Below are 25,291 nucleotides of genomic sequence, written 5' to 3' on the forward strand. Positions count from 1 at the left end.
AACGGTATGGTATTGCAAGTGATGAAACGGGCTTGGGGGAGCGCGGCCTATGTCAGCCTTTATTTTCGACGCCATACGGACGCCGCGGGGCCAGGCCAAGGAGGGCGGCGCGCTGAATTCGGTGAAGCCGGTCGACCTTGTCGGCGGTTTGCTGAAGGCGCTTCCCGAACGCGCCGGGGCGAACCCCGAAACCATCGAGGAAGTTTTCCTGGGCTGTGTCACCCAGACCGGCGAACAGGGCGGCAATATCGCCAAGACGGCGCTGCTTCGCGCGGGCTGGCCCGAAGCCATTCCAGCCATGGCGGTCAATCGTTATTGCGCCTCCGCGCTGGATGCGTGCGTGACGGCGGCCAACGCCGTGGAAGCGGGCCAGGCGGAGCTGGCGCTGGGCGGAGGCGTGGAGAGCATGTCCCGTGTCGCCATCCTGTCCGATCAGGGGCCGTATTACGCGGATCGCGAAATCGCGGTCCAGACCAAATTCGTGCCGATGGGCGAAGCGGCCGATTACATCGCCACGCTGGAAGGCGTCAGCCGTGAAGAGGCGGACGCCTACGCCATCCAGTCCCAGCAGCGCGCCGCGCGGGCCCGCGATGACGGCCGCTTCAGCAGCATTATCCCCGTCCAGACGCCCGAGGGAAAAACGGTCGAGCACGATCAGGCGATCCGGGGCAGCCTGACGGTGGAGAAACTGGCGACGCTGCCGCCGATCTTTCAGGAGCTGGGCGAGAAATGGGCCGATGCCTATTTCCTTGAAGCCTATCCGCAATTCGACGCCGTGAACCACATCCATCACGTCGGCAATTCCCCGGGCATGGTGGACGGCGCTTCGCTTGTGCTGATCGGATCCGAAGCGGCGGGGAAAGCCGGCGGCTTGACGCCGCGGGCGCGGATCGTGGCCAGCGCCTCGGCCGCCGCCGACTCCCTGACCGCCCTGACCGGCGGAACGCACGCGGCCAGGAAGGTCATGGAGCGGGCCGGGCTGACCATGGACGATATCGACCTGGTCGAGGTGAACGAGGCGTTCGCCGCGCCGACCCTGTGCTTCATCCGCGATATCGGCGCTTCGCCCGAACAGGTGAACGTCAATGGCGGCGCCATTGCGCTGGGCCATCCGATGGGTGCCACGGGCGGCATGCTGATCGGCATGCTGATCGACGAGCTGGAGCGTCAGAATCTCAAGCGCGGCCTGGTCGCCATATCCGGCGCAGCCGGCGTTGGCACCGCCATGGTGATCGAACGCGTCTAGAGATCCTGATCGGGCGCGGCGGCCAGTTCCTCAGTGATCGTGCGCGATGCCATCCAGTAGATAAACGCCGCCACGACAAAGCCCAGCGTCGTCAGGGCCAGCGACAGGCGCAGCCCTTCCGCCGGGCCGTGGGCGGCCAGCATCAGATCGCTGAGGATGCCCGCCACCAGCGGCCCCATGCCCGCCCCGCCGATATTGACGATCAGCAGGAACAGCGCCACGGCGAAGGCCCGCAGGCGCACCGGCGCCAGATTCTGGATGGAGGCGAAAACCGGGCCGGCATATAGCCCGGCGAGAATATAGCCCGCGGCCAGCCACAGGAACGAGGCCAGGCTGGTCTCCGCATAGATCGCCAGCATGATCAGCGGGAAGGCCAGAAGGAATCCGGCCGCCGGGATCCACATATAGTAACGCGAATCCTTCGGCCCGAACCGGTCGCCCAGCTGGCCGCCGATGAAGATGCCCGCCGCCATGCCGCCGCCGATGATGAAGCCCAGCGGCGTGGTGATCTGCAAGAAGCCGATTTCGTGCACGCGCACATAGAAATCCACCACCCAGGTCGCCAGCGCGAACGCCGACATCGAGGCAATGGCAGAGGCAATGGACAGCAATAGGTAGGAGCGGATGGAGAGCAGAAGCTTGATGCTTTCCATGAAGGGCGGCGCGGCCTCCAGCCCGCTGGCCGAGGCGCCGCGCGGCGGCTCCTTTACCGTCAGCTTCAGAATAACGGCCAGCAGCAGGCCCGGCAGGCCCACCGCCACGAACGTCCAGCGCCAGCCCAGAGCATTGGCCAGCACCCCGCCGGCCAGGAAGGCGAACATGACGCCCAGCGGTATGCCCATGGAAAACACGGCCAGCGCCGTAGAGCGGCGCTTGCGCGAGAAATAATCCGAGATCAGCGAGTGCGATGGCGGCGCGCAGCCCGCCTCCCCGATGCCGACGGCAAAGCGCGCGGCGGCCAGCTGTATGAAGTTCGCGGCCAGGCCGGACATCGCGGTGAAAACGCTCCACAAAGTCAGGGATATGGTGACGATATTCACCCGGTTTCGGCGGTCCGCCAGACGCGCGATGGGCAGGCCCAGAATCGAGTAGAGCAGCGCGAAGGCCAGCCCCTTGAGAAGCCCGAGCTGGGTGTCGGAGACGCCCAGATCGGCCTTGATGGCCGGCGACAGGATGGCGATGACCTGCCGGTCGATGAAATTGAAAATATAGACCAGCAGCAAAAGCAGCAGGACATAGTTCCGGTACCAGGGCTTGAAGCCCGCGCCGGGATGGGTTTCCGCCGCTTCCTGCGGAGTGTCCGCGCTCACGAAGCCGCCGCGCGGCTGGCGCCGGCCTTGGCCAGATCCTCGTCCAGACGCTCCAGCAGCCGCTCCGGCGTGATCGCCGGGGTGCGCGTGCGGTCATAAACATGCGCGCCGCGCAGCTTGCGGTCGAACCAGACCGTGTCCGGTTCGGTCGGCGGGCGGTTGGCGGCCAGCCAGATGATGGTGTCCGCGCCTTCCGCCTCGTTGCGCAGCACCAGTTGCAGATTCTTGCGGAATTTCGGCATGGAGCCTTTGACCCCGCCCGTATCAGCCCAGCCCGGATGCATGGCGTAGGAAGAAACGCCGCCCTCCGTCGGATCGTCATCCCAGTGATCGGTCAGGGTCAGCTGGGCGCGCTTGTGCGTGGCGTAGGCGAAAACGCCGGAGAATTTCTCCTCCGGGCGGTCGAGCATCGCCTCGTTTAGCGGCGCGTTATAGAGGCCGCCGGAGGTGACATTGATGATCGCCGCTTTCTCTGTCAGGGCGCGGCCCGCCAGCAGTTTTTCGGTCAGCAGGAAATGGCCCAGAACATTGGTTGCGTAGGACGTCTCGAATCCTTCCGGCGTCTTTGCATACTGGCGCGCCAGGATACCGACATTATTGACCAGAACGTCGATTTTCCGCCCGTCCCGCGCCAGGGCGTCGGCCATCGGCCCGACCTCGGCCATCACGGACAGGTCGCAGCGGACGGTCTCGATGGCCCCCTTCGCATCGGCAGGCAGTTCGGCCTTCAGCGCGGCGAGCTTTTCCTCGCTCCGCGCCACGGCGATCACATGCGCGCCCCGCTCCGCCGCGCCCAGCGTCGCGGCGCGCCCGATGCCCCCGCTGGCGCCGGTAACCACCCAGGTTTGGCCGGAGAAATCCGCCTTGACCGGCTGAAAGGCCAGCCCGCGCAGCCAGAAGCCGGTGCGCGAGAAGGTGGGCAGGAAACGGCCATAGAAATTGACCAGCTTGGCGAACCCGGTGAGCCCGCTCATGCCGCCGCCCCGCTGGCGTCCATCCAGCAGGCATGGAAGCCGACCGGGATTCGTTGCGGAATTTCCGCGCGGGCGATCGGGCCGTCCGAAACATTCTCGGGATCGAAGATGTGAAGCTCCGTCCTGCCGCCCTCATTGTGGTCGGAGACGAAATTCATCACATAGCCGTCCGTTTCGTGCTTCGCGCCGATGCGCGGCGCGAACACCGGCTCGGAGCCATAGACGCCCGCGCCATAGTGGTATTCGTCGCGCTTGTTGGTCTCGGCGTCGAAATGCACCAGGCCGCCAAGGCGCAGCGTTTCGCCCTGCGGGATATAGCCGTGCCAGGAATGGCGCGTCTTGCGGCCCTGATACGTCTGATTGATCGTCGGGAACTCGATGAACTGGTCGTCCACCGCGTGTTCGCGCGTCTCGCCCGTCTTCATGTTGAAGCGATAGCGGTAATGCTGGGCGTCCATGTTCGCCCAGGCGACCAGGGCGGCGTAAGGCCCGCCGCGGATCTTGCTTTCGTCCGGCGCCGGGGTGCGCATGCGGCAGACGTCGAGGACCACCTCGTCGCCCTCCTCCCAGCAATTGATGACGTGATAGATATAGGCCGGGTCCGCCTCGAACCATTTGATGTCGGCATTGCCGCCATGGCGCGGCAGGATGGCGAAGCGGGACGGCATGTCCTCGTGAAACTCGACCTTGTGGATGTCGCGCTCCAGCAGGCTCTCGTTCCAGAACAGCGGCAAATCCATCAGCACCGAATATGTCGGCGTGATCGCCATGTCGTGCGGAAGGCGCGGACCGGGCAATTCGATATCGGTGAAATGCGCCAGCTTCCCGTCCGCGTCCAGCACGCCATAGGTCATGTAGGGCGCGGTGACATTGTAATCGAAGAACATGAATTCGCCGGTCGAAAGATCGGTGCGCGAATGCGCGGAGACCTGGCGGATCTTCAGCCCCTCCACGTCCATCGGGCCTTCGGTTTCCAGCGTGGCGGCGTCGATGATGTAGGGCACGCCGCACTGGTAATAGGTGGTCAGCAGGCGGCCGTTATGCGGGACGATGTCGGTATTGGCCGCATCCTTCAGCCAGTGGTGCGAGCCCCAGCCCCTGGGCAAATTGCGGTCCGGCATTTCCATCAGGCCCGGCCAGATCGACTTGCCCTCGCGGCGCTCCGCCTCGAACCCTTCGGTGCGGATCCAGCGATTGCGGTAGGTCACCTTGCCATCGGCCAACGTGGCGCTGTGCAGCATGCCGTCGCCATCGAACAGGTGATAGCGGCCGCGCGGCTGGAAGCGCGGGTTCGGCCCGTTGCGCACATAGGTCCCGGCAATGTCCGCCGGCATGTCGCCCGTGGTCTTCAGGTCGCCCGCCTCGATTTCCCGTTCGACCGGCGCGTAGCCGCCCTCCAGCAACGGATTGCCTTCGGAATCGATATTGATGTCGGTCTGGCTGAGTATGTTGGTCATAGGAGAATCCTTGCGCCGGGCGCGAAACTTTACTTGCATAACCATACTTTTGTGAGCGGCGGATTCAAGCATGGAAACGCGAACGCCCATGTTCTCGCCAGCGCAAAAAATCGCAAGCCCCGACATTGCCGCGACCCTTCAGGCACGATATTTTCTTTTTAGAAAATTATTCTACTCGGGGAGAATTTATCATGAAACGAACATTCGCTCTGGCCGCGGCGGCCAGCGCCCTTCTGGGCGGCGCCGCCATGGCGCAGGACGCGTCATACGATCTGGTGATCGAGAATGGCCGCCTGATCGATCCGGCCAGCGGCACGGACGGGGTTCGCAGCATCGGCATCAGCGACGGCAAGGTGGCCGAGATTTCCGAAGGCGCGCTGGACGGCGAACGGGTGATCGACGCCACGGGCCGCATCGTCGCCCCGGGCTTTATCGACCTGCACGGCCACGGCCAGTCCATCCCGGCCGGACGCATGCAGGCGCTGGACGGCGTGACCACCACGCTGGAGCTGGAAGCCGGCATCCTGCCCATCAATGATTTCTATGACAGCGCGGGCGCCGAAGGCCGGCCGATCAATTATGGCAGCGCCGTCAGCTGGGCGCACGCCCGCATCGCCACGATCGAGGAGGACGAACCCTCCGCCGACGTCGACTGGTTCTTCTCCCACTTCAAGGATCCGGACTGGCAGGAAGATGTCGCCACGGACGAAGAGCTGGAAGAAATTCTGGGCCGGGTGAGCGAGGGTCTGGACCAGGGCGGTCTGGGCGTCGGCATACTGGTCGGCTATGCGCCGGGATCGGGCCGCAAGGAATATTACGCGGTCAACGAACTGGCCGCCGAGCGCGGCGTCCCCACCTGGACCCATGCCCGCTTCCTCAGCACGACCGAGCCCGACAGCTCCTTCGAGGGGTATGAGGAAATGGTGGCCGTGGCCGCCGCGACCGGCGCGCACATGCATATCAGCCACCTCAATTCCATCAGCCTGACCGATATCAACGCCATCGCCGACATGATCTCGGGCGCGCAGGACAACGGCGTCAACATTACGGTCGAAGCCTATCCCTATGGCGCCGGCGCGACCGGCATCGGCGCGGCGATGTTCCGCGGCGAAGGCTGGCGGGACCGCATGGGCGGCATCGACTATTCCGCCTTCACCGTGAACGGCGAGCCGCTGGACAAGGCGCGTTTTGACGATCTGCAGGCCAATGCGCCGGGCACGGGCATCATCGTCCACTTCCTGAATCCGGACGAGAACGAGGCCGATCAGGGCTATCTGGACCGCTCGATCCTGTATCCGGGCGGGGCCATCGCCTCCGACGGCGGCGACTGGGAAACCGAAGACGGCATGATCACGGGCCAGACGTGGCCGATCCCGGAAGAGGCGCAATCGCATCCGCGCAGCGCCGGCACGTTCAGCCGCTTCCTGCGTATCTATGTGCGCGAGCGCGGCGTGATCGACTGGCCGGAAGCCATCGCCAAGACCAGCTATTATCCGGCGAAAATCCTGGAGACATCGGTCCCGCAAATGCGCACGCGCGGCCGCATCCAGCCGGGCGCGGACGCCGATATCGTGGTCTTCGATCCGGAAACGGTGGCCGACAAGGCGACCTTCGCCAAGCCGGCGCAGGCCTCTGTGGGCTATGACTATGTGCTGGTCGGCGGCGTGCCGGTCGTGGATGGCGGCGAAATGAACACCGCCGTCCTGCCCGGCGTCGCAATCCGCGGCACGGTCGCCAGTCAGGACTAGTTGAACAGGAAGTAATCATAGGCGGTGCGGGCGATCTCGGCGATCGTCCGCTCCCGCGCTTCCGCCGGGGCCGGGCTGGCCTTGACGAAGACCGCGATCACCACCTGACGCCCGCCGGGCAGGGTCATGACGCCGACATCATTCACCGTGCCGCCGACCGTTCCGGTCTTGTGCGCCACCGTAACGCCTCCCGGCAGCAGGCCTTTCAGCCGCCCCTCGCCCGTGCGGCACCGCTCCATCACCCCGACAAGAAATTCCGTGCTGTCCGCGCTCAGCGCCTCGCCCTGCACGATCCGGGTCAGCAGATCGGCCATCGCGTCCGGCGTGGAGGTGTCCTTCGGATCGTTATAGAAGGCTTCGCGCGGCCTCAGGCCGTCATCGAAGAAGCCCGGATCCTCGGCCAGAGCGGCGGCGGCCGTCTGGGCCAGCGGCCCCTCCGGCAACTGGAAGAAATCGCGCAGCAAGCCGGCGGTGTCCCGGTCCACGCGCTGACCTTCGACGCCGATAGATGTGAGCCAGCCGGTCACCGCCGCCGGTCCGCCCGCCAATTCAGTCAGAACATCCGTGGCGGTATTGTCGCTCTGGGTCAGCATCAGTTCCATCAGGTTCGCGACAGATAGGGAAACGCCCGGATGGATGAAGCGGTCGGCGATGATTTCCGACGGCACATGCATGTCCGGGTCGACCGTGACCATCTGTTCCAGCGTCAGCTCGCCTGAGTCCACCTGCTCCAGAATGGCCCCGGCCACCGCGATCTTGAACGTGCTGGCCATCGGGAACGCCTCATCGGCGTTCAGGCCGAACGTGGCGCCGCTGGAAAGGTCGCGGATGGAGACGCCGACGACGCCGTCCAGATTACCGGCGATACGCGCCAGATGATGCTCCAGGCTCCGGTCCCGCGCCTCCGCCGCCGGGGCCTGAGCCGCCATGGCCGCATGGGCGGGCGCGCCCGCGCCGAGCGCGGCGGCGATCAGCGCGGCGTGTAACAGGTTTCTGGCGGCCATGACGGCTCCCCTTCTTTTTCAGGAGTTTGCGGAATCTTTCGCCGGGCTTGCGGCTTTCCCACGCTTCGACCAGCGCCACAGCTTCCAGACGCCCAGCGTAAGAAGCGGCAGCACATAGGTCAGCAGGATCATGTAGGCGAGCGCCCGGTAGCCCTTGGCGATGAGATCGATCAGGCCAAAACGCTGCGCAAGGAACATCGCGAACACCACGATCACGGCGGCGATGGCCAGCCGCGCGCCATGCCCCAGCGGCCGCCTGGTGACGCCGTCGATCCGCTCGTTCACCGCATGCACGGCGCTGACGCTGGTTTCCAGCAGGGCCACGAAGATCATGAACTGGAAAGCGATCTGGAAAACCGGGGAGCCGAGCCGCTCCAGGATATAGTTGGAGGGCAGCGCCTCTCCGCCGATCTGCGGGTAGAAAGCCAGCATGCAGAGGAAGAAGAGTATGGCCGGCAGCATGGCCAGCGGCCCGGCCAGCAGGCCCGCCGTGAAGGCGTCGCGATTGCTGGTCAGGTGGCGCAGGATCGGCAGGATGATGACCGCGCCGACGACATTATATCCCGCATAGGTCAGGCCGCCGGAGAACCAGGCGCCGTTTATCGCCGCGCCGTTCAGCGTGTCGATGATGTCGCCGCCGAACTGGCTGAAGCTCATCGCCACGAAGATCACATAGACCGAATAGAGGAAGATCGAGGCGTATTTGAACAATCGCTCGATCGTGTCCGTGCCGAGCGCGGCGAAGAACAGGATGCCGGCGGCGAGGAAGACGGACCCGGCCCAGAGCGGCAGGCCGAACACCGCCGCCCCGATCTCCCCGGCCGCGGCCCCGAAGACGGACAGGATCAGGAACAGGAAACAGACATAGGCAAATTCGAACGCCGGCCAGAACGGCCCCAGGAGGTGACGGAAGAAGACCCGGTAGTCGTCCGAATGGGTGGCCCGCGCGAACAGGAAAGTGACCGCGCAGACCAGGCTCCACACGCCCATCGCCAGAAGAAGGCCCAGCAGGCCGCCCGCCGGACCGGCGGGGAAGAAGAACTCCGCCAGCTCCCGCCCCGTGGCATAGCCCCCGCCGATGACGACCGCCTTGAAGGCGAGCCCCGGCAAAAGGAAACGCTGAAAGAGGCTGGGACCGGCGGCGTTGCTCATGGGTTGAGGCAGGAATCGACCAGCCGGGCGAACGCCGCCCCGCCGCGGATCGGATCGGCGCAGGGCAGGCCCGTGCGCTCCGAATATTCGGCGATGGCTTTCGCCGCCGCTTCATCGTCCAGGCTTGCGGTGTTCAGGCTTATCCCGGCGCAGCGCGCTTCGCGGTTCACCCGGCGTGCGTGATAGAGATTGATCTCGATCGTCTCCTCGACAGAAGGCAACGGATAGGTCTCGCCCATGCCCAGAACATGGTCGCGCCCGATCTGGTGACAGACAACCAGAACATCGGGCTGACTGCCATGCAGCAGGCCCAGCGACACCCCGGCATAGGCCGGGTGGAACAGCGACCCCTGGCCTTCCACGATGTCCCAGTGATCGGGCGCGGCGTCCGGGCTGAGCACTTCGGCCGCCCCGGCCAGGAAATCAGCGACCACTGAATCCATCGGTATGCCGCCGCCCGCGATGATCACGCCGGTCTGGCCGGTGGCGCGGAAATCGGTCGCCACGCCCCGCTTCCGGAACGCCTCCGCGATGGCGAGCGCGGTGTATTTCTTGCCCAGCGCGCAATCGGTCCCGACGGTCAGCAGGCGTTTCCCGGCGCGCTTTTTCCCGTTGGCGATGGGCAGGCCCGCGGGCGGGCGGCGCACATCAATCAGGCGGCGGCCCAGCCGTTCAGCGGTTTCCTTCAGCGCCGGCACGCCGGCCAGCGGCGCGTGCATGCCGCTGATGATGTCCAGCCCGGCCTCCAGCGCCTCGACCAGCGGCGCGACCCAGCCATTATTCAGCCCGCCGCCCATCGGGGCGACCCCGATGACAACGGCCCGCGCGCCTTTTTCATAGGCTTCGGCGGGGCTCAGCACAGGCAGGCCCAGCGTGAAATCGCCCTTGGGCAGACCATATTCGCCCACGCACTGGTCCGGCGCCCAGTCACGCAGGCCGGCCGCCGTCTTGGCGTAGGCGACCTCCGTCACATCGCCGAGGAAGACCAGATAGGGCTGTGGCAAATCAAGCGGCGTCATGGGGCAGTCCCTGGTGTTGGGGTTTGGGAGGACGGACCGCCCCAGACGCCTGGCGGGCATTCCACATACCCGTTTTCGTAAACGACGCCGGGGTCGCGGTCAGCGGCCAGAAGCCACGGACCGTCCAGATCGACGACATCGCAAAGCTGTCCGACAAGGAAGGACGGGGCGGCGGACCATGACGTGCCCATCATGTTGCCGACCATCACGTCCAGACCCAGCCGCCGCGCCTCGCGCGCCATGGCCAGGCCTTCGGTCAGGCCGCCGCACTTGTCCAGCTTGATATTGATGACATCGAAAAACGATTTCAGCGGCGCGATATCGGCCAGCGTCAGCGCGCTTTCATCGGCGGCCAGCGGCATGGGCGCATCCAGCCCGGCCAGCGATTCCTCGTCACCCCGCCGGCAGGGCTGCTCGACCAGCGCGACATCATTTTCGACCATATGCGGGATCAGTTTTTCCAGCGATGCGCGGTCAAAGCCCTGATTGCCGTCCACGCCCAGCCAGACATCGGGCCGCGCCTTGCGCACCGCGCTCACGCGGGCCGCATCGGCGCCGTCGCCGGTGAGTTTCAGCTTCAGGGCGCGGGCATAGGGAATTTCCGCCGCGCGCTTGCCCATCACGTCCGGCTCGTCCGCGCCCAGCGTGAAGGTTGTCAGCAGCGGTTTGGGCTCCTCCAGACCGGCCAGTTTCCAGACCGGGGTTCCGGATTTTTTCGCTTCCAGCTCCCACATCGCGCAGTCCAGCGCATTGCGCGCGCCGCCCGCCGGGACGCGCGCCTGCAATGCTTCGCGCGTCAGACCAGACTCGATCTCGGGCCGCAATTCTTCCAGCTGCGACACGATCCCCTCGGGCGTGTCGTCCAGATAGAAAACGCCGCAAGCCTCGCCCCGGGCCGTGAAACCACCCTGCCGCAGCGTCACCACGACAAGGGGAATCTCGTGAAAGGTGAAGCCGGTAATGCGGAAGGGCGATTTCATCGGCCAGGTTTCAAGCGAAACCTCCATGGCCAGCGCGCCGCCGGTGTCGTGAGCCAAGTTCTTCTCCATTCCCGGTCAGGCCCAGGGGAACAGACCGCCGCGGGCGATCAGCACGATGGCGAAAATCAGATAGACGGGCGGCGTCACGCTATAGCGAAGCTTGCGCCACAGGCTCCAGCCCTCGGCAGACCGGCCGCTCCACACGCAGACCGTCAGACCGGCCATGACCACCGCGCCGATGGAAGCCAGCAGCGCCAGCGTGGAGGCCAGCGGCAACGGCCCGTTCGGCCAGTCATACATAGGCCCTCGCTGTCGCTGGCGCCTTGCGCCCACAGCAGGAACATCACGGCGGACAACACCCACAGCCCGGCCGTCGCCAGCGACGCGATGCTGGCCCAGCGCTGGCAGGGCGTGGGCGCGACAGGCCGGCCCAGCCGGGTCAGCGCGCCGATCAGCGTGGCCGCGGCGGCGATCATCGTCAGGGCGAAGAAAACCGTCAGCAGCCCGGGTTTCAGCAGGAAGGGCGCGCGCTGATACATCAGCGTGCCGAGCGGGCCGATAAAGGCGACCGCCTTGCCGCTTTCATCCGTCTCGAAAGTCAGGACCTCGGCGCTGTTAGCAGACAGGAAGCGCCCCGGCTGATCGGTGGGAACCCAGGCGTGACTGCCGGGGCCGGAGCCGACCACCAGATAGCCTTCGCTGCTGGCGCTGACGGTCTGCACGCCGTTCATGAGCATCACGAATTTCTCGAGGCCCGAATAGGCGCGCCGCGTCGGCGTATATTGCCCCGTATAGAGATCCGCCGTCTCGAGAAACGCCTCATCGCCCGGCCGCCAGGCCGGCGTGTCTTCATCCAGATAGAAACGCTCGATGATCAGGCTGGGCAGGCGCAGGCCGAGCGAGCGGCCCGTATTGGTGTTGACCGAGACATAGACGCCCAGGTCCAGCTCCGGCACCACGACCAGATAGGTGCGGAACCACATCGTCGCGCCGCCATGGCCATAGCCCTCATAACCGCCGGGGAAGGTGCTGACGATGAAGCCGTGCGCCCAGCCATTGGCCGTGTCGGGCGTGTCGATGATCGGTGTGCGGAACGCCTCGGCCGTTTCCGGCGAATAGATGCGCACGCCGTCCAGTTCGCCATCGTTCAGCAACAGCTTCATATAGGTCGCCATGTCCGCGGCGCTGGCGGAAACCGAGCCGGCGGCGGCGACCTGTGTGGCGTATTCATATTTGCGCGGCTGGAAGACTCCGCCCTTCCACTCGAACCCCGTCGCCGCATCGCCGGCGATATCCTCGTCCATCGGCGCGGGCAGGTCGTCGCGCGGGGCGTAAGGCTCGCGGAACGTGGTGCGGTCCAGGCCCAGCGGATCCAGGATCCGCTCATCGATCACGGTCGGGAAATCGGCTCCATAGACCTCGGCGATGATCCGTCCGGCAAGCAGGACCCCATAATTGGAATAGGTGGAGAACTGCCCCGGCTCGCGCACGCGGTCCGGGCGGTGCGCGGCCTCATAGCCTCCGGCGACATGATGTCGTCCTCGCGGCCCGCGAACAGGTGGCCCAGCGCGCTGTCCTCGAAACCCGGCGCATGGCTCATCAGGTCGATCACGCGGATCGGCCCATAGCCTTCGTCCGGAACCTGCAAATCCTCCGGCAGATAGTCATTCACCGGGGCTTCCAGATCGACCAGCCCGTCTTCAACCGCCTGCATCAGGGCGATCCAGGTGAAGGTCTTGGACAGCGAGCCGATGCGGAACAGGCTGCGCTGCGGATCGACCTCCCGATAGGGCTCGAGGCTCGCCGCGCCATAGCCTTTCAGAAGGCGGGTCTCGCCGCCTTCCACCACGGCCACATGCACGCCGGCATAGTGCTCCGCCTCCATCGCGTCCCGCACGAGGCCGTCCACAAAGGCTTCCAGCTGATCGGCGGGAAGACGGGACGGCGCGGCGGCCGGCTCTTCCAGCGGCGGCTCCGCAGGCGCGCCGGTGTCCGGCGCCGTTTCCTGCGCCCCCGCGTCTTGCGGCGCTTCGGTTTCCGGCGTCTGCGCGAGCGCCGGCTGGAGAGCGAGGCCCGCAGCCAGGCAGGCAAGGCTGATAAGGCGGAGCATGCGAGCCTCCTAGAACTGCAGGGTGAAACTGAAGAGATTACCGGCGCTGGCGAACCAGATGACGATAAGGAAGGCCACGACCAGGACCACGCTCCACAGCTTGCCGAACCAGCTGGACGCGCCGGTCCAGACCTGGAAAGCGTTCCACAGCGACAGGACAAGCCCGCCCAGCGGAATGATCATGGCAAACTGCAACAGGCGCAGCGGCAGATGGGTGGCGTCCGTCAGGCGCGTGAAATCCGACATCAGGAAGATGATCAGGAACGCCCACAGCCCCAGATAGACCAGCGTCAGTCCGCTGACCGCGCGCACCGCGCGATAGGCCGCCGCCGTGCGTCCCTCCAGCGGGAACGGCGAACGGTAGCGCCAGCGCACGATGGCGCGGACGGGCCAAAGCAGGGCGGTCAGCGCCAGCGCGATCAGCGCCACGACCAGAAGCGGCATCAGCAGGCCCGAAGATTTCCACCACGGCACGGGCAGAAGGGCCATGATCGGGGAGACCGGCTCCATGGTCAGGGCGACCACCTCGCCGTCCTCCATTTTCGCGGTCAGGCGATCCTGACCGTTGACCGCCTGCCAGACAAACGGCTCCACCTCGCGCCAGCGCGTCGGGGCGCCGCTGGTTTCGGTGATCAGCGGGGCGATCAGCTCGTTATCCTCGTTCATGCTGACTTTCAGCTGTCCGACCAGGGACAGCGAGGTCAGGAAATTGTGGAAAGAGCCGCGCGAGCTTTCATACAGCCCCGCCACCATGGCGCCGTGCTCGGCGGCCGTGTCCAGCGTGGGCGCATCCTGTTCATCCTCATCCGGGAAATACCGGTCGGCGAAGGCTTCATAGAGGGCGGACCGGATCTTGCCGGATGCGCCCTCCGCGCCGGCGCTGTTCATGGAGATATACAGGCCCACGCCCTCATCCAGGAACAGGCTGAGATCGGAGTGGAAGGCGATCGTGTCGCCGCCATGCCCGATCACCGAATAGCCGTTGCGGTCCTGTTCGTAGAAGCCCAGCATCATCGCGTTCAGCGGCGGGAATTTACGGTCCGCCGTGGTGTGCATCTGTTCAGCCGTGGCGCTGTCCAGCAGCGCGCCCCCGCCTTGCAGATGCGCGATCATGAAGCGGCCCATATCCTCGCCCGTGGCGGACAGGGATCCGGCCGGAGCCGGCGTGACCAGCTCGAATTCGCGGGGCTCGCCGTCTGAGGCCGTCATGTAGCCTTTCGACATTTCCGCATCGAGATCGTCCGGAATCGGCTGACGGAAAGTGGAGCGCGTCATGCCCAGCGGGCCGAAGATATTGGCGTCCAGATAGTCGTCGAATGAAACCCCGGAGACCTGGGCGACGATATAGCCCGCCAGCGCTGTGGCGTAGTTGGAATAGGCCGGCATCGTCCCGGAATCGAAGACGCGCGGCGGCAGGTTTTCCTTCAGATACGTCTCGAGATCGGGGAATTGTTCCAGATCCTCAAGCAGGATCCATTTCGCCGTTTCCTCGAAACCGGCGGTATGGGTCATGACGTGACGCAGCGTGATCGGACCGCTTTCATGCTCCGGAATTTCAAAATCCAGATAGGTGTTGACGTCCTCGTCCAGGCTGACGTCGCCGCTCTGGACCAGCTGCATCACCGCTGTCCAGGTGAACAGCTTGGAGATGGAGCCCGGCCGAAACAGGGTGCGGACCGGATCGACCGGCGCGCGGGTTTCCAGATCGGAATAGCCATAGCCCTTGCTGAGGAGGATTTCGCCGTCCTCGACCACGGTGACCACCGCTCCGGCAATGTCCCCCTCGCTCAGCGCGTAGGGAACAAAGCCGTCGAGGAAGCCTTCAACGTCGTCCCGCGTCAGACCGCCTTCCGCCGGCTCGATCTCCGGCATGTCCGTTTCGGACGCCGCAGGCTCGGGCGTCAGCGGCTGGGTCTCGCTCTGCGCCCAGGCGGCCGAAAAACCGGCCAGGCCGAGACTCGCGCCGATCAGAGCCGGAACGGCGAAACGCCGGCGGATACGGTCAAACATGGATACTCCCCCTCTTGTATTTGCGGCGTCAGGCCCGCCCGCTAGAAGCGGGCGTCCAGGCTGACCCCGATGGTACGCGGTTGCAGGACGAAGCCCTGAAGCTCCACGGGTCCGCCCAGCCCGTCCTCGACAAAGCCGACATTGAGGAAATCGTCTTCGTTGGTGACGTTCTTGACATAGGCGCGCAGCGTCCAGGTGTCGTTCGCAATCTGGGCGTGAAGGTCCAGCGCCCCATAGCTGTCGATCACGACATTGCGGTAATCGGCCGGGAAATTCGTATTCCGCTCGCCGACAAAACGCACGCCGCCGCCCGCGCTGGCGTCCCAGTCCTGCATGACGGGCCAGGTGTAATCGGCCGTGAGCGAGGCGTTGTATTCCGGCACGCCCGGAAGCGAGTCGCCGTCCACGCCCTGAAGATCGGGCACGTCCTCTGTCAGCTCGGAATCGGTATAGGCGGCGTTTGCGCCCAGACGCAGGCCATCGACCGGCGAGAACACCGATGAAAATTCGACGCCCCGGCTGCGCGCCGTGCCGCCATTGGTGAGGAAGCTGATTCCGCCGGAGCTGGACGTGATCTGGATGTCTTCCCAGTCAATCCAGAAGACCGTGGCCTCGACCAGGGCGCGGCCATCCCAGAATTCGGATTTCACGCCGGCCTCGTAGTTCACCAGCGTATCGGAATCCACGGTCGGCGGAACGCCCGGCAGGGCGACATTGGGCCCGCCCGGACGATAGCCGCTGGCGACCCGGGCATAGATCATGGTCTGATCCATCAGGTCATAGCTGGCATTGGCCATGTAGGTGAAAACGGTTTCCGAGGATTCGCCCGGAACAACCTGATCGCCGCCGATGATCGCGCCGCTGCTGATCTGGGTGTAGTCCTGATTATTGTGCGCCACGCGGCCGCCCACCGTGACATCCAGACGGTCCGTGAAATTATAGGTCAGGTTGCCGAAGGCCGCGTATTCCTCATACGTGGTCGGCAGCGCGACCGTGGCCAGCGGATCCAGGCCCGGAATGGGAACGCCGTTATTGTCCGAGGCGCCGGCCAACTGCCGGTTGGTGCTGTCCTCATGGGTGTAGAAAGCCCCCGCGAGCCATTCCAGCCGGCTTTCGCCGGACGAGGCCAGACGGAATTCCTGCGTGTACTTGTCCAGATCCAGCTGGATGGTGAACAGGGACTGCCCCGCCGGAACGGCGCCGCCCGTCAGCAGCGGGAACAGCACGCCGAAGATCGGCGTGGCGTCCTGCGTCTGTAGCTGTTCGGTGCGTGAAAAGCTGCTGACCGAAGTAAAATCGGCCCAGCCCAGATCCCAGGCCACCCGGCCGGAGAAGAACTGGACGTCTTTCTCGAACGGCTGGTCCAGCACGCGGGAAGATGTCAGCCCCTCGCCCCCGACCGGTTCCTGGGTCACCGTATCCAGAGAGACATAGGCGTTGTTTTCGGACTCGATGCTCTGGATCATGGCGTTGAGGTCAACGGTCACGTCCGCGTTCGGCGCCCAGCGCAGGGCGAAGCGCCCGCCGCTCTGGCGCACCTCGTTCTCATCGTCATTGCCGTTGAGCGCATTGTCGATATAGCCCGGCGTGTACTGGTGATAGATGCTGGCCTGAACGCCCAGCTTGTCGGTCACCAGCGGCGCGTTCACCTGCGCGCGGGCGCCCATGCCCAGGCGCTTGGCGTCCTCGATGGTCAGGAATTCCAGACCGGCGCGGACCTCGGTTTCGCTGAGATTGGGTTTCTTGGAGACATATTTCAGAAGGCCGCCCATCGTGCTGGCGCCATAGAGCGTGCCCTGCGGCCCGCGCAGCAATTCGACCTGCTGGATATCGTAAGGGAAGAGGTCCAGCGCGAAGGCCGAAGCGCGCGCGTAATTGGCGCTGGAGCCCAGCGGCGCGTCGTCGATATAGGTGCCGACCGTGGAGCCCGGCCCGATGGGCGCGACGCCCCGCAGCGTCAGTGACGCCTGCCCCGGACTGCCTCCGCCATCGACATTGAAGCCCGGCGCATAGGCGGCGTAATCGGTCAGGGATTTCGCGGCCAGATTTTCAAGCTGGGCGCCCCCGATCACGCTGATCGAGGCCGGTATGTCCTGAATGGTTTCCTCGCGCTTCTGCGCGGTGACGACGATGACGTCGCGAACGCGCGAAGCCTGCGGTTCGTCCTCGCCGGCCGAGGCCTCCTGCGCCATCGCCGCCCCGGCCGCCATGGCCAGGCCAGCCGCCCCGCAGAACAGGCTGTTACGCAAAGTCCGGATAGTCATGTTCAATCTCCCCCATCGAGATTTCAGAAAAAGGCGTCCGACGCCGCTACTCCCCGTCGCCGCTGGCCTTTTCGGCTTCTTTCGCGGCTTTCTTTTCCAGATACGCGTCGTGATCGGACCAGATTTCCGTGAGCAGCCTCTGGAAGTTGCCGCCCATGATCAGAAGGACATCATCGTCCCCGTAGCCCCGGCGCAGCAGCGCCTCGGTCAGGTGGTAGAATTTCGCGGGATCGTCGAAGCCGTCCGTGTCCAGCTTGTCGCGGAAGGCGTAGGATCCCTTGTAGGAAGCGCGGAGCATCTTGTTCATCTCCGGGCTCATATCGTCATAGCCGTTGAGATCGGTGTCGGTGCCCACGCCCACATGCTCGATCCCCGTCAGCTGCGCGACATGGTCGATGTGGTCGACGATATGCTCGACGCTCGTGGGCTCCTCGCCGCGCACGAAATTGCGCACCCCGGTAATGCCCATCACGCCGCCCTTGGCGGCCAGCTTGCGGATCGCCTCGTCGGTCTTCAGGCGCGGATGATCGTTCAGCGCCCGGCAATTGGAATGGGTTATGGCGATGGGACGCTCTGAAATCTCGATCGCGTCCAGCGTGGTCTGGTCGCCGCAATGGGAGACATCGACCAGCATCCCGATCTCGTTCATTTTCGCGATGATGGAGGCGCCGAAATCGCTGACCCCGCCATCCACGCGGTCCGTGCTGCCGGAGCCCAGCCGGTTCTGGGAATTATAGGTCAGCTGGGATACGCGCTGGCCCAGATCGTAGAACAGCTCGACATCGTCCGCGGTGCGGAAATGAGAGGAGTTCTGCACGCCCATGATGACGGCGATCTTGCCCGAATCCTTGGCGGCCTGAATGTCTTCGGCGCGGTCGACCAGCGTGAACAGGCCGGCATTGCGCGCCACGAAGCCGTTCCACGCCGCCATGTATTGCAGCACGCTCTGGTGCGCGTCCGGTCCGCCCACGCCATAGGAATTGTGAAAGGCGGTGACGCCGGAGGTTCTGAATTCCTCTGCCTCTTCAGCGGTCAGGGCGTCGCGGAAAGCATCGGAGGTGAAATCCAGGCTGAGCGGGCCGAGCATGTCGATCACCACCGCCCGGTCCATCAGGGCCTTGGCCGGACCGGAAACATCGGCCAGCAGCGCCTGCTGCGCCCAGGCCATGCCCGGGGCGGAAACCAGTGCGGCGGCGCCAAATCCCTTCAGCAGACCGCGCCGGGACGGCGATGCGATCCCCCGGCCTTTTGCGGCAAACGCGCCCATTGGCTTCCCCTCTTTTCCTTCGTCTCTCCCGTTAACCGCACAGAATGATCCCGATCAGAAAATTGTCAACCAAGTTTCTCTAATATGATAATTTTAGCTGTTACAGGACGTTTTGAGTCGCGCCCCGCGGGCCTGAAGCGCCCGGCGCAGCCCCCTGACTTCAAAGGGTTTTTGCAAAGCCAGGCCGGGGCGATTAGGTTTGATCCTGTTCGGGTCAGGATTTTCCAATCGGGAAATCGGGGTCCGGCCAGACGAGCCGTTTCGAGTGGAGAGTTCGGATGAGTGAAGACGCGGAGTCGCGCGCCACGCTGGGCACGGTCGTACGCGACATACGCAAGCGCAACGGCTGGACGCTCAAGGAGATGAGCGCGCAATCGGGCATCCCGCTATCCACGCTGTCCAAGATCGAACACGACCGCCTGACGCTGACCTACGACAAGCTGCAACAGCTCAGCCAGCGCCTGTCGATTCCCATGTCGGACCTGTTCAGCACCCCGCCGGAAAGCGCCGCCAACGGCGCCATCACGGGCCGCAAGAGCAAGGGCACGATGGACGACGCCCTGCGCGTCGAAACCCCGAACTATGATTACTATTATCTGTGCACGGACCTTCGTAAGAAGCGCATGATTCCGATCATGACCAAGGTCCGCGCCAAGTCGATCGAGGAATTTGGCGAGCTGGTCCGCCACGCGGGCGAGGAATATATCTTCGTGTTGGAAGGCGTGGTCGAGGTTCATACCGAATTCTACGATCCGGTGATCCTGCGCAAGTGGGAGTCCTTCTATATCGACTCCAATATGGGCCACGCCTACATCGTCGGCGAGGGCGAGGAAGCGATGATCATGGGCGTATGCGGCGGCAGCGGCGACATCCATCTCGAGACGCTGCTGCAGGCCCGCCGGATGGAAGCCGAACGCAAGGCCGAGCCGGTCTCCGACTAGGGCCGCGGCGCCTTTCTACTCCTTCAGGCGAATCAGGGCTTCCTGCGCGGTGCTGGCGACCAGCCGCCCGTCACGGGTGAATATCTGGCCGCGATTGAAGCCGCGCCCGCCGCCCGACCAAGGGCTGTCGGTCGCGTAGAGCAGCCACTCATCGGCCCGGAAATCGTCATGCAGCCAGACAGCGTGATCCAGGCTGGCCGTCTGCATCCGGTCAGTCAGCCAGCTCACCCCGTGCGGCTGCATGCAGGCCCCCATCAGCGCCATGTCCGAGGCATAGGACAGCACGGCGCGGTGCATCTTCGGATCATCGCCCAGCGGTCCGGCGGCGCGGAACCACAGGCGGCGGCGCGGCTCCCCCTTCCGCGGACTGGCCAGGGTCCATTCGTCCGCGTGGCGCACCTCGATCGGCCTGCGGCGGGTGATGAATTCGACAAAGGGTTCGGGCAGCCGGTCGCGGTGGCGCAACACCACCTCGCTCTCGGTGGGCAGCGTGTCCGGGTCCGGCGCGTCCGGCATGTCGAACTGGTGCGACAGGCCCGTCTCCGGCCGCTGGAACGACGCCGCCATGTTCAGGATCGGCTTGCCGTTCTGGATGGCGATGATGCGGCGCGTGGCGAAACTGCCGCCGTCATGGTCGCGCTCCACGCGGTAGATGATGGGCAACTGCTCGTCCCCCGGCCGCATGAAATAGGCGTGCAGGGAATGGGCGACCTTTTCGTCCTCGATGGAGCCGGTCGCGGCCATCAGCGCCTGGCCGATCACCTGCCCGCCGAACACGCGGCCCTGACCGCCGGGATTGCGCGGACCGCGATAAAGATCGGTGTCCAGCGTCTCGACCTGCAGCAGCCGGACCAGCCGCGCGGCCAGATCCTCGCTGCTGGGCATATCCGATGCGCTCTGGTTGTCTTCGGACTGGTCACTCATCGCTGAAACCCCGTTCTTGCCGCTTCACTAGCTGGCGCATCGGGGCGGCGAGAGCAAGATGACGCGGCCGGCAATCAGAGGCCGATACGCCGGCGAATGGCGCGACGCAGCGAGAAGGGCCGGATCGGATCCAGCATTTCCTGTTCGGACATTACCTCGTCCGCCGCGTCCAGTTGCCGGATGGGCAGCGGCTCCAGATGCCGGCCTTCGCGGCCGGAATCGATCACCGCGATGATGGAGCCGTCCGCCTCTTCCAGCCGCTTTTCCACGTCTTCCACGCTGAGGCCCAGATGCTCGGCCAGAAGGTCATTCCGGACCCCGGTTATGGTCCGCTGCAAATGGCCGTCTTCCGCCCCCGCCTCCAGCGAGATGTCGCATTCGGTGTCGTATCCCATGGAGCGGTTGTTCAGATTGGCGGACCCGATCTTCAACAGCCGGTCGTCCACCGCCATGATCTTGGCGTGGACATAGATCGGCGTCCCCTTCGCGGTCACTGGATAATAGATGCGGAAGCGGTCATGCGGATCGGATTTCTCGACCAGGCTCAGCAGCTTGGCGCGCGCCGACCCCATGGTCTTTTCCTCCAGCCAGCCCGCCTGTGACTCGGGCGTCACCACCACGATTTCCGGTCCATCCTCCTCCTGCAGCCGCTCGATCATCGCCTCGGCGATGCGGCGGGAGGCAAAATACTGGCTCTCGATATAAAGGGTCTTCCTCGCCTCGCGGATCGCCTTGAGGGTCAGCGTCTCGATTTCCAGCGTCTCGGGATATTTGTCGAACGCGCCCATGGTCCGGGATATGCCCAGCTCCACCCCGGTCAGGGTGGGTTCGATATCCTCGGGCCACAGCGTGTGCTTGCTTTCCGGGGCCGTAAGCTCGTCGCCGGTGGCCCGCTTCCAGCGGATCCGCCCCAGATCGCCCAGCGCCTTGGCGGCTTCGCCATCGACGCAGGTCGTCGCATCATGCCAGGGGCCCAGCGGCGCGCCCCGGCCCGACCGGCGGGACGGGTTGCGGTCCAGGTGTTCGCGCGTGTCCCAGCGGCCCTTGGTCAAATCGATGCCGCCGCAAAAGGCCAGCGCATCGTCGATTACCACGAATTTCTGGTGATGGCTGGCCGCCGGGGGATGCGCCGCGTCCAGCCGGATATGAACTTCCTCGCCCATCATCCAGCGCAACAGGAATAGCGGGGTCTCGCCGCGTTTCAAGGCCTCCCACAGCCCCAGATTCCAGCGCAGCAACCGGACTTCCAGATCGGGCCGCGTCTCTGTCAGCCAGTTCAGGAACGGGCCCAGCTTGTTGGGGCCTTCCAGGGTTTTTCCCTCCGGCTCGAACTCGATCCGCGTATCGAAGTCCCAGCCGATCATCAGGACCTGCTCCCGGGCCTGGAGAATGCAGCGTTTCAGGGCGCGGTAATAATCGCACCCGTCGATCAGCACGGAGAACTGGCCGGCCTGCTCGACCCGCCAGCATGTCTGGCCCGGTATCAGAAAACGGGAGTCATCCATGAGCGGATTTCCGCACGCGGTGTCTTGCCATCGCTATGGTCCTGCAACTCTTTCTGGACGGGACGCGATTGCAACGCCGCCGCGCCGGAATGGTTTCAAGGTCTGCGCTTTGCCAGATTGGCTGTCAAAGTGTCGCGCGCCGGGAACCCGGCGCGCCAATGAATCGCTATTGGCCCATGACGCACGCAAAACCGCTGGCCCGCGCCCGGGCCGGGCTTCGGATCGCATTTTCCATCGGACGGCAGGTCATGGACCGCGTCGGCCGGAACAATCTGGGGCTTCTGGCGGCGGGCGTCGCCTTTTTCGGTTTTCTGGCGGTGTTTCCGGCGCTGGGCGCGGCCCTGACCATCTGGGGATTCTTCGCCGACCCGGAGGCGGTTTTCCGCCAGATGCAGATTCTGCAAACCCTGATGCCGCCGGACGCCTACTCCATCATCTCCGACCAGCTTGAATCCATAGCCTCCGCCGACAAGGCCGGTGCCGGGTTTGGCGCGATTCTGGCGCTGGCCTTCGCGTTCTGGGCCTCGTCCAAGGGTGCGCGCGCGCTGATCGCGGCGTTGAATGTGGCCTATGAGGTGGAGGAGACGCGCGGCATGGTGAAACATTACATCATGTCTCTTGGCTTCACCGTGGGCGGGGTGATCTTCGCGCTTCTTTCGGTGACCGCCATCGCCGCCATCCCGCCCGTGCTGGAGGCGCTGCGGATCGGCACGCTCAGCGAAATCCTGATCCATCTGGCGCGCTGGGCGGGCGTGATCCTGCTGTTCATGACCGCGGTCGCCGCGCTTTATCAGTGGGCGCCGGCGCACAAGCGGGACCGCCGTTTCAAATGGTTCACCCCCGGCGCCCTGTTCGCCGCCATTGTCTGGATCGCCGCCTCGGGGCTGTTCTCCATCTATGCGGCCGATTTCGCCAATTACAACAAGACCTTCGGGTCGCTTGGGGCGGTGGCCGCGCTGCTGATGTGGATGTGGGTGTCGTCCTATGTCATCTGCCTCGGCGCGCAGCTCAACGCCGTCATGCGGGCGCGCCGCAAGGCCCGGCTCCGCGCCGCTGGCTGACGCCGGGCCGCCGCCACGCTTCCCCCGCGACCGGACGCCGCGCGCGACTTGCACGTCGCTGTCTTGCACCGCACAAACAATAATGCGAATTACTCGCAATCTCATTGAATGGCGGCAGGGTTCGCGGGGGCAAAATCATGAAATTCCTTATCACCACCGTTTCGGCGATGGCGCTGGCGGGCGCGGCGGGCATGGGCGCGCAGGCACAGGATGCGGAGAATGCGGAAACGCAGACCGCGGCGCTCGACACCATCATCGTGCTGGGCGACGGCTCCCAAGTCGGCCTGCTGAACGAATATGAAGGCGGTCAGGTGGCCCGCGGCGGACGCGCGGGCATGCTGGGCAATGTCGATTTCATGGACCTGCCGTTCAACGCCACCGCCTACACCGAAAAGCTGATCCGCGACCAGCAGGCCGAAAGCGTGGCCGATGTCCTCCAGAACGATCCGGTCGTGCGCGTGGCGCGCGGCTTCGGCAATTTTCAGGAGCTTTATGTCATCCGCGGCTTCCCGGTTTATTCGGACGACATGACCTATAACGGCGTCTACGGCATCCTGCCGCGCCAGTTCGTGGCCGCCGAGATGCTGGAGCGCGTGGAGGTCTTCCGCGGCGCCAATTCCTTCCTGAACGGCGCTGCGCCCGGCGGCAGCGGCGTGGGCGGCGCCTTCAACCTTGTGCCCAAGCGCGCCCCGGACGATCCCCTCACCCGCCTGACCGTTGGTTATGGCAATCAGGGGCAGGGCTATGGCGCGCTGGATATCGGCCGCCGCTTCGGCGCCGATGACGCGCTGGGCCTGCGCGTGAACGCCGTGCGCCGCGACGGCGAAACCGCCGTGGATAATCAGGACCGGGAGCTGACGGTGCTGTCCGCCGGAGCCGATTATCAGGGCCCGCGCTTCCGCTTCTCCGCCGATATCGGCTTTCAGGACCACCGCATCGACGCCCCGCGCCCCAGCGTCACCCCGCTGGGCGAGATCCCTGAGCCGCCGGACGCCAGCGTCAATTTCGCCCAGCCCTGGACCTATACGGACGAGCGCCAGCTGTTCGGCGCGGTGCGCGGCGAATTCGACCTGACGGACAATGTCACCGTCTGGGCTGCGGCCGGCGCGCGCAATGGCGAAGAGGACAATGTGCTGGCCAATCCCAGCGCCCAGGCGGACGGGGTCACCACCGCCTATCGCTTCGACAATGTGCGGGAGGATAATATCCTCTCCGCCGACGCCGGCGTGCGGGCGGAGTTCGAGACCGGCGCCATCGGCCACCGCCTGATCGCGTCAGGCTCCGCCATTTCGTCGGAGTCTGAAAACGCCTACGCCTTTTCCAGTTTCGCCGGTTTCGCGGGTGATCTCTATGACCCGTTCGCGGTCGCCCCGCCGGTCCCGGATTTCTTTGTCGGCGGCGATCTGTCCGATCCGCTGGTGACCGAGGAAGTGGATAATTCCAGCCTCGCCATCGCCGATATCGTGTCGCTGTTCGACGGTCGCCTGCTGGCGACGCTGGGCGCGCGCTATCAGAATATCGAGACCGCCTCCTTTGATTATAATACCGGCGCGGAGCTTTCGCGGTACGAGGATGACGCGATCACCCCGGCTTTCGCGCTGGTCTATCGCGCCAGCGACCGGGTTTCGCTCTACGCCAACTATGCCGAGGCGCTGATCCCCGGCCAGACCGCCCCGGCCACCAGCGGCGGCGCGCCGGTGGAGAATGCCGGCGAGGTCTTCGCCCCCTTCACCGCCGAGCAGTACGAGGCCGGAATCAAGGTGGACTGGGACGGATTCGGCGGCACGCTGAGCGCGTTTTCGACCACGCTGCCCAGCGCCTTTGTCGAAAACAATGTCTTCTCGGTCGCCGGAGAGCAGGAAAACACCGGGATCGAGTTGAGCGTGTTCGGCGAACTGGCCGAAAATGTCCGTCTTCTGGGCGGCCTGACGCTTCTGGATGCGGAGCTTTCGCGCACGCAGAACGGCCAGTTCGACGGCAAGACCGCCATCGGCGTGCCCGAGGTTCAGGCCAATCTGAACGCCGAATGGGACGTTCCGGCCGTGCCCGGCCTGACCCTTGATGGCCGCATCATCTATACCGGCGAACAGGAAACCAATCAGGCGAACACCATCCAGCTGGATTCCTGGACCCGTCTGGACGCCGGCGTGCGCTATGAGACCACGCTCTATGACCGCGGCGTGACCTTCCGGGCGCGCATGGAGAACCTCACCGACGAGTCCTACTGGGCGTCGGCGGGCGGCTTTCCGGGCGCGAATTATCTGGTGCTGAGCGCGCCGCGCAGCGTCTTCGTGTCGGTTTCGGCCGATTTCTAGGCGG

20 protein-coding genes are annotated in these 25,291 nt (G+C 65.1%); 5 read left to right on the top strand and 15 right to left on the bottom strand.

Annotated features, from left to right (window positions below; genetic code table 11):
* Positions 1-49 precede the first annotated feature (49 nt).
* Complete coding sequence (locus H2040_RS01290; RefSeq protein ID WP_287153648.1) at positions 50-1,246, top strand: acetyl-CoA C-acyltransferase; 1,197 nt, start codon at positions 50-52, stop codon at positions 1,244-1,246.
* Here the strand turns inward: H2040_RS01290 and H2040_RS01295 are convergent.
* Genes H2040_RS01295 through H2040_RS01305 form a run of 3 tightly spaced genes read right to left on the bottom strand, consistent with a single transcriptional unit; the run spans position 1,243 to position 4,987 of the window.
* Positions 1,243-2,556 (bottom strand): spinster family MFS transporter, encoded by a 1,314-nt coding sequence (locus tag H2040_RS01295; RefSeq protein ID WP_287153650.1) that lies wholly within the window; start codon positions 2,554-2,556, stop codon positions 1,243-1,245. The two genes, H2040_RS01290 and H2040_RS01295, sit on opposite strands and share 4 nt — an antisense overlap.
* Complete coding sequence (locus H2040_RS01300; protein WP_287153652.1) at positions 2,553-3,530, bottom strand: SDR family NAD(P)-dependent oxidoreductase; 978 nt, start codon at positions 3,528-3,530, stop codon at positions 2,553-2,555. The genes H2040_RS01295 and H2040_RS01300 overlap by 4 nt, the downstream gene beginning before the upstream one ends.
* Positions 3,527-4,987 carry a carotenoid oxygenase family protein gene (locus H2040_RS01305; RefSeq protein WP_287153655.1) on the bottom strand — a complete coding sequence of 487 codons (1,461 nt, stop codon included), beginning with the start codon at positions 4,985-4,987 and terminating at the stop codon, positions 3,527-3,529. The genes H2040_RS01300 and H2040_RS01305 overlap by 4 nt, the downstream gene beginning before the upstream one ends.
* A gap of 191 nt (positions 4,988-5,178) precedes the next feature.
* On the opposite strand from H2040_RS01305, the gene H2040_RS01310 reads away from it, so the two are divergent.
* Entirely contained in the window at positions 5,179-6,735 is a 1,557-nt protein-coding gene (locus H2040_RS01310) for an amidohydrolase family protein (protein ID WP_287153657.1), read from the top strand.
* Here the strand turns inward: H2040_RS01310 and bla are convergent.
* From bla to H2040_RS01360, 10 genes are read right to left on the bottom strand one after another with little or no spacing between them, the layout of a single operon-like run.
* Entirely contained in the window at positions 6,732-7,739 is a 1,008-nt protein-coding gene (gene bla, locus H2040_RS01315; protein WP_287153659.1) for a class A beta-lactamase, read from the bottom strand. The two genes, H2040_RS01310 and bla, sit on opposite strands and share 4 nt — an antisense overlap.
* Positions 7,740-7,757: 18 nt before the next feature.
* Positions 7,758-8,891, bottom strand: coding sequence for a YkvI family membrane protein (locus H2040_RS01320; RefSeq protein WP_287153661.1), 1,134 nt, complete (start codon positions 8,889-8,891; stop codon positions 7,758-7,760).
* On the bottom strand, positions 8,888-9,910 hold the full coding sequence (locus tag H2040_RS01325) for an N-acetyltransferase DgcN family protein (RefSeq protein ID WP_022697474.1): 1,023 nt from the start codon (positions 9,908-9,910) through the stop codon (positions 8,888-8,890). Before H2040_RS01325 ends, H2040_RS01320 begins: the two co-directional genes overlap by 4 nt.
* Positions 9,907-10,947, bottom strand: coding sequence for a dipeptide epimerase (locus H2040_RS01330; protein ID WP_287153663.1), 1,041 nt, complete (start codon positions 10,945-10,947; stop codon positions 9,907-9,909). Before H2040_RS01330 ends, H2040_RS01325 begins: the two co-directional genes overlap by 4 nt.
* Before the next feature lie 18 nt (positions 10,948-10,965).
* Positions 10,966-11,115: a hypothetical protein gene (locus H2040_RS01335; protein ID WP_287153665.1), complete on the bottom strand. Its 150-nt coding sequence runs from the start codon at positions 11,113-11,115 to the stop codon at positions 10,966-10,968.
* Positions 11,103-12,380, bottom strand: coding sequence for a serine hydrolase domain-containing protein (locus H2040_RS01340; RefSeq protein ID WP_287153667.1), 1,278 nt, complete (start codon positions 12,378-12,380; stop codon positions 11,103-11,105). The genes H2040_RS01335 and H2040_RS01340 overlap by 13 nt, the downstream gene beginning before the upstream one ends.
* Positions 12,281-13,000, bottom strand: a complete 720-nt coding sequence (locus H2040_RS01345; protein ID WP_287153669.1) for a serine hydrolase domain-containing protein — start codon at positions 12,998-13,000, stop codon at positions 12,281-12,283. Before H2040_RS01345 ends, H2040_RS01340 begins: the two co-directional genes overlap by 100 nt.
* 9 nt (positions 13,001-13,009) lie before the next feature.
* Complete coding sequence (locus H2040_RS01350; RefSeq protein ID WP_287153671.1) at positions 13,010-15,010, bottom strand: serine hydrolase domain-containing protein; 2,001 nt, start codon at positions 15,008-15,010, stop codon at positions 13,010-13,012.
* 41 nt (positions 15,011-15,051) lie between these two features.
* On the bottom strand, positions 15,052-17,274 hold the full coding sequence (locus H2040_RS01355) for a TonB-dependent receptor (RefSeq protein ID WP_287153673.1): 2,223 nt from the start codon (positions 17,272-17,274) through the stop codon (positions 15,052-15,054).
* 46 nt (positions 17,275-17,320) lie between these two features.
* On the bottom strand, positions 17,321-18,541 hold the full coding sequence (locus H2040_RS01360) for a dipeptidase (protein ID WP_287153675.1): 1,221 nt from the start codon (positions 18,539-18,541) through the stop codon (positions 17,321-17,323).
* Between the two features lie 278 nt (positions 18,542-18,819).
* Here H2040_RS01360 and H2040_RS01365 point away from each other — a divergent pair, with 278 nt between their 5' ends.
* Positions 18,820-19,482 (top strand): helix-turn-helix domain-containing protein, encoded by a 663-nt coding sequence (locus H2040_RS01365; RefSeq protein WP_287153677.1) that lies wholly within the window; start codon positions 18,820-18,822, stop codon positions 19,480-19,482.
* 15 nt (positions 19,483-19,497) lie between these two features.
* Here H2040_RS01365 and H2040_RS01370 read toward each other — a convergent pair whose 3' ends face one another.
* Both H2040_RS01370 and H2040_RS01375 read right to left on the bottom strand, forming a co-directional pair.
* Positions 19,498-20,406: an acyl-CoA thioesterase gene (locus H2040_RS01370; RefSeq protein ID WP_287153679.1), complete on the bottom strand. Its 909-nt coding sequence runs from the start codon at positions 20,404-20,406 to the stop codon at positions 19,498-19,500.
* A 74-nt stretch (positions 20,407-20,480) separates the two neighbouring features.
* Positions 20,481-21,911, bottom strand: coding sequence for a phospholipase D-like domain-containing protein (locus H2040_RS01375; protein WP_287153681.1), 1,431 nt, complete (start codon positions 21,909-21,911; stop codon positions 20,481-20,483).
* Between the two features lie 176 nt (positions 21,912-22,087).
* Between H2040_RS01375 and H2040_RS01380 the strand changes: the two genes are divergently transcribed.
* The gene (locus H2040_RS01380; RefSeq protein WP_022697465.1) at positions 22,088-22,972 is read left to right on the top strand and encodes a YihY/virulence factor BrkB family protein; all 885 of its coding nucleotides are present in this window, start codon (positions 22,088-22,090) and stop codon (positions 22,970-22,972) included.
* 137 nt (positions 22,973-23,109) lie between these two features.
* Entirely contained in the window at positions 23,110-25,287 is a 2,178-nt protein-coding gene (locus H2040_RS01385) for a TonB-dependent receptor (protein ID WP_287153684.1), read from the top strand.
* Positions 25,288-25,291 lie beyond the last annotated feature (4 nt).

Source organism: Euryhalocaulis sp., from assembly GCF_013911995.1.
GTDB classification, from domain to species: domain Bacteria; phylum Pseudomonadota; class Alphaproteobacteria; order Caulobacterales; family Maricaulaceae; genus Euryhalocaulis; species Euryhalocaulis caribicus.

What these genes read in the sequence shown, in the direction of transcription:
- H2040_RS01375 (WP_287153681.1), bottom strand. Translation starts at nt 21,911, where the DNA reads ATGGATGACTCCCGTTTTCTGATACCGGGCCAGACATGCTGGCGGGTC.
- H2040_RS01345 (WP_287153669.1), bottom strand. Translation starts at nt 13,000, where the DNA reads ATGCTCCGCCTTATCAGCCTTGCCTGCCTGGCTGCGGGCCTCGCTCTC.
- H2040_RS01380 (WP_022697465.1), top strand. Translation starts at nt 22,088, where the DNA reads ATGACGCACGCAAAACCGCTGGCCCGCGCCCGGGCCGGGCTTCGGATC.
- H2040_RS01355 (WP_287153673.1), bottom strand. Translation starts at nt 17,274, where the DNA reads ATGACTATCCGGACTTTGCGTAACAGCCTGTTCTGCGGGGCGGCTGGC.
- H2040_RS01320 (WP_287153661.1), bottom strand. Translation starts at nt 8,891, where the DNA reads ATGAGCAACGCCGCCGGTCCCAGCCTCTTTCAGCGTTTCCTTTTGCCG.
- H2040_RS01305 (WP_287153655.1), bottom strand. Translation starts at nt 4,987, where the DNA reads ATGACCAACATACTCAGCCAGACCGACATCAATATCGATTCCGAAGGC.
- H2040_RS01335 (WP_287153665.1), bottom strand. Translation starts at nt 11,115, where the DNA reads ATGGCCGGTCTGACGGTCTGCGTGTGGAGCGGCCGGTCTGCCGAGGGC.
- H2040_RS01310 (WP_287153657.1), top strand. Translation starts at nt 5,179, where the DNA reads ATGAAACGAACATTCGCTCTGGCCGCGGCGGCCAGCGCCCTTCTGGGC.
- H2040_RS01360 (WP_287153675.1), bottom strand. Translation starts at nt 18,541, where the DNA reads ATGGGCGCGTTTGCCGCAAAAGGCCGGGGGATCGCATCGCCGTCCCGG.
- H2040_RS01350 (WP_287153671.1), bottom strand. Translation starts at nt 15,010, where the DNA reads ATGTTTGACCGTATCCGCCGGCGTTTCGCCGTTCCGGCTCTGATCGGC.
- H2040_RS01300 (WP_287153652.1), bottom strand. Translation starts at nt 3,530, where the DNA reads ATGAGCGGGCTCACCGGGTTCGCCAAGCTGGTCAATTTCTATGGCCGT.
- H2040_RS01290 (WP_287153648.1), top strand. Translation starts at nt 50, where the DNA reads ATGTCAGCCTTTATTTTCGACGCCATACGGACGCCGCGGGGCCAGGCC.
- H2040_RS01325 (WP_022697474.1), bottom strand. Translation starts at nt 9,910, where the DNA reads ATGACGCCGCTTGATTTGCCACAGCCCTATCTGGTCTTCCTCGGCGAT.
- H2040_RS01370 (WP_287153679.1), bottom strand. Translation starts at nt 20,406, where the DNA reads ATGAGTGACCAGTCCGAAGACAACCAGAGCGCATCGGATATGCCCAGC.
- bla (WP_287153659.1), bottom strand. Translation starts at nt 7,739, where the DNA reads ATGGCCGCCAGAAACCTGTTACACGCCGCGCTGATCGCCGCCGCGCTC.
- H2040_RS01385 (WP_287153684.1), top strand. Translation starts at nt 23,110, where the DNA reads ATGAAATTCCTTATCACCACCGTTTCGGCGATGGCGCTGGCGGGCGCG.
- H2040_RS01365 (WP_287153677.1), top strand. Translation starts at nt 18,820, where the DNA reads ATGAGTGAAGACGCGGAGTCGCGCGCCACGCTGGGCACGGTCGTACGC.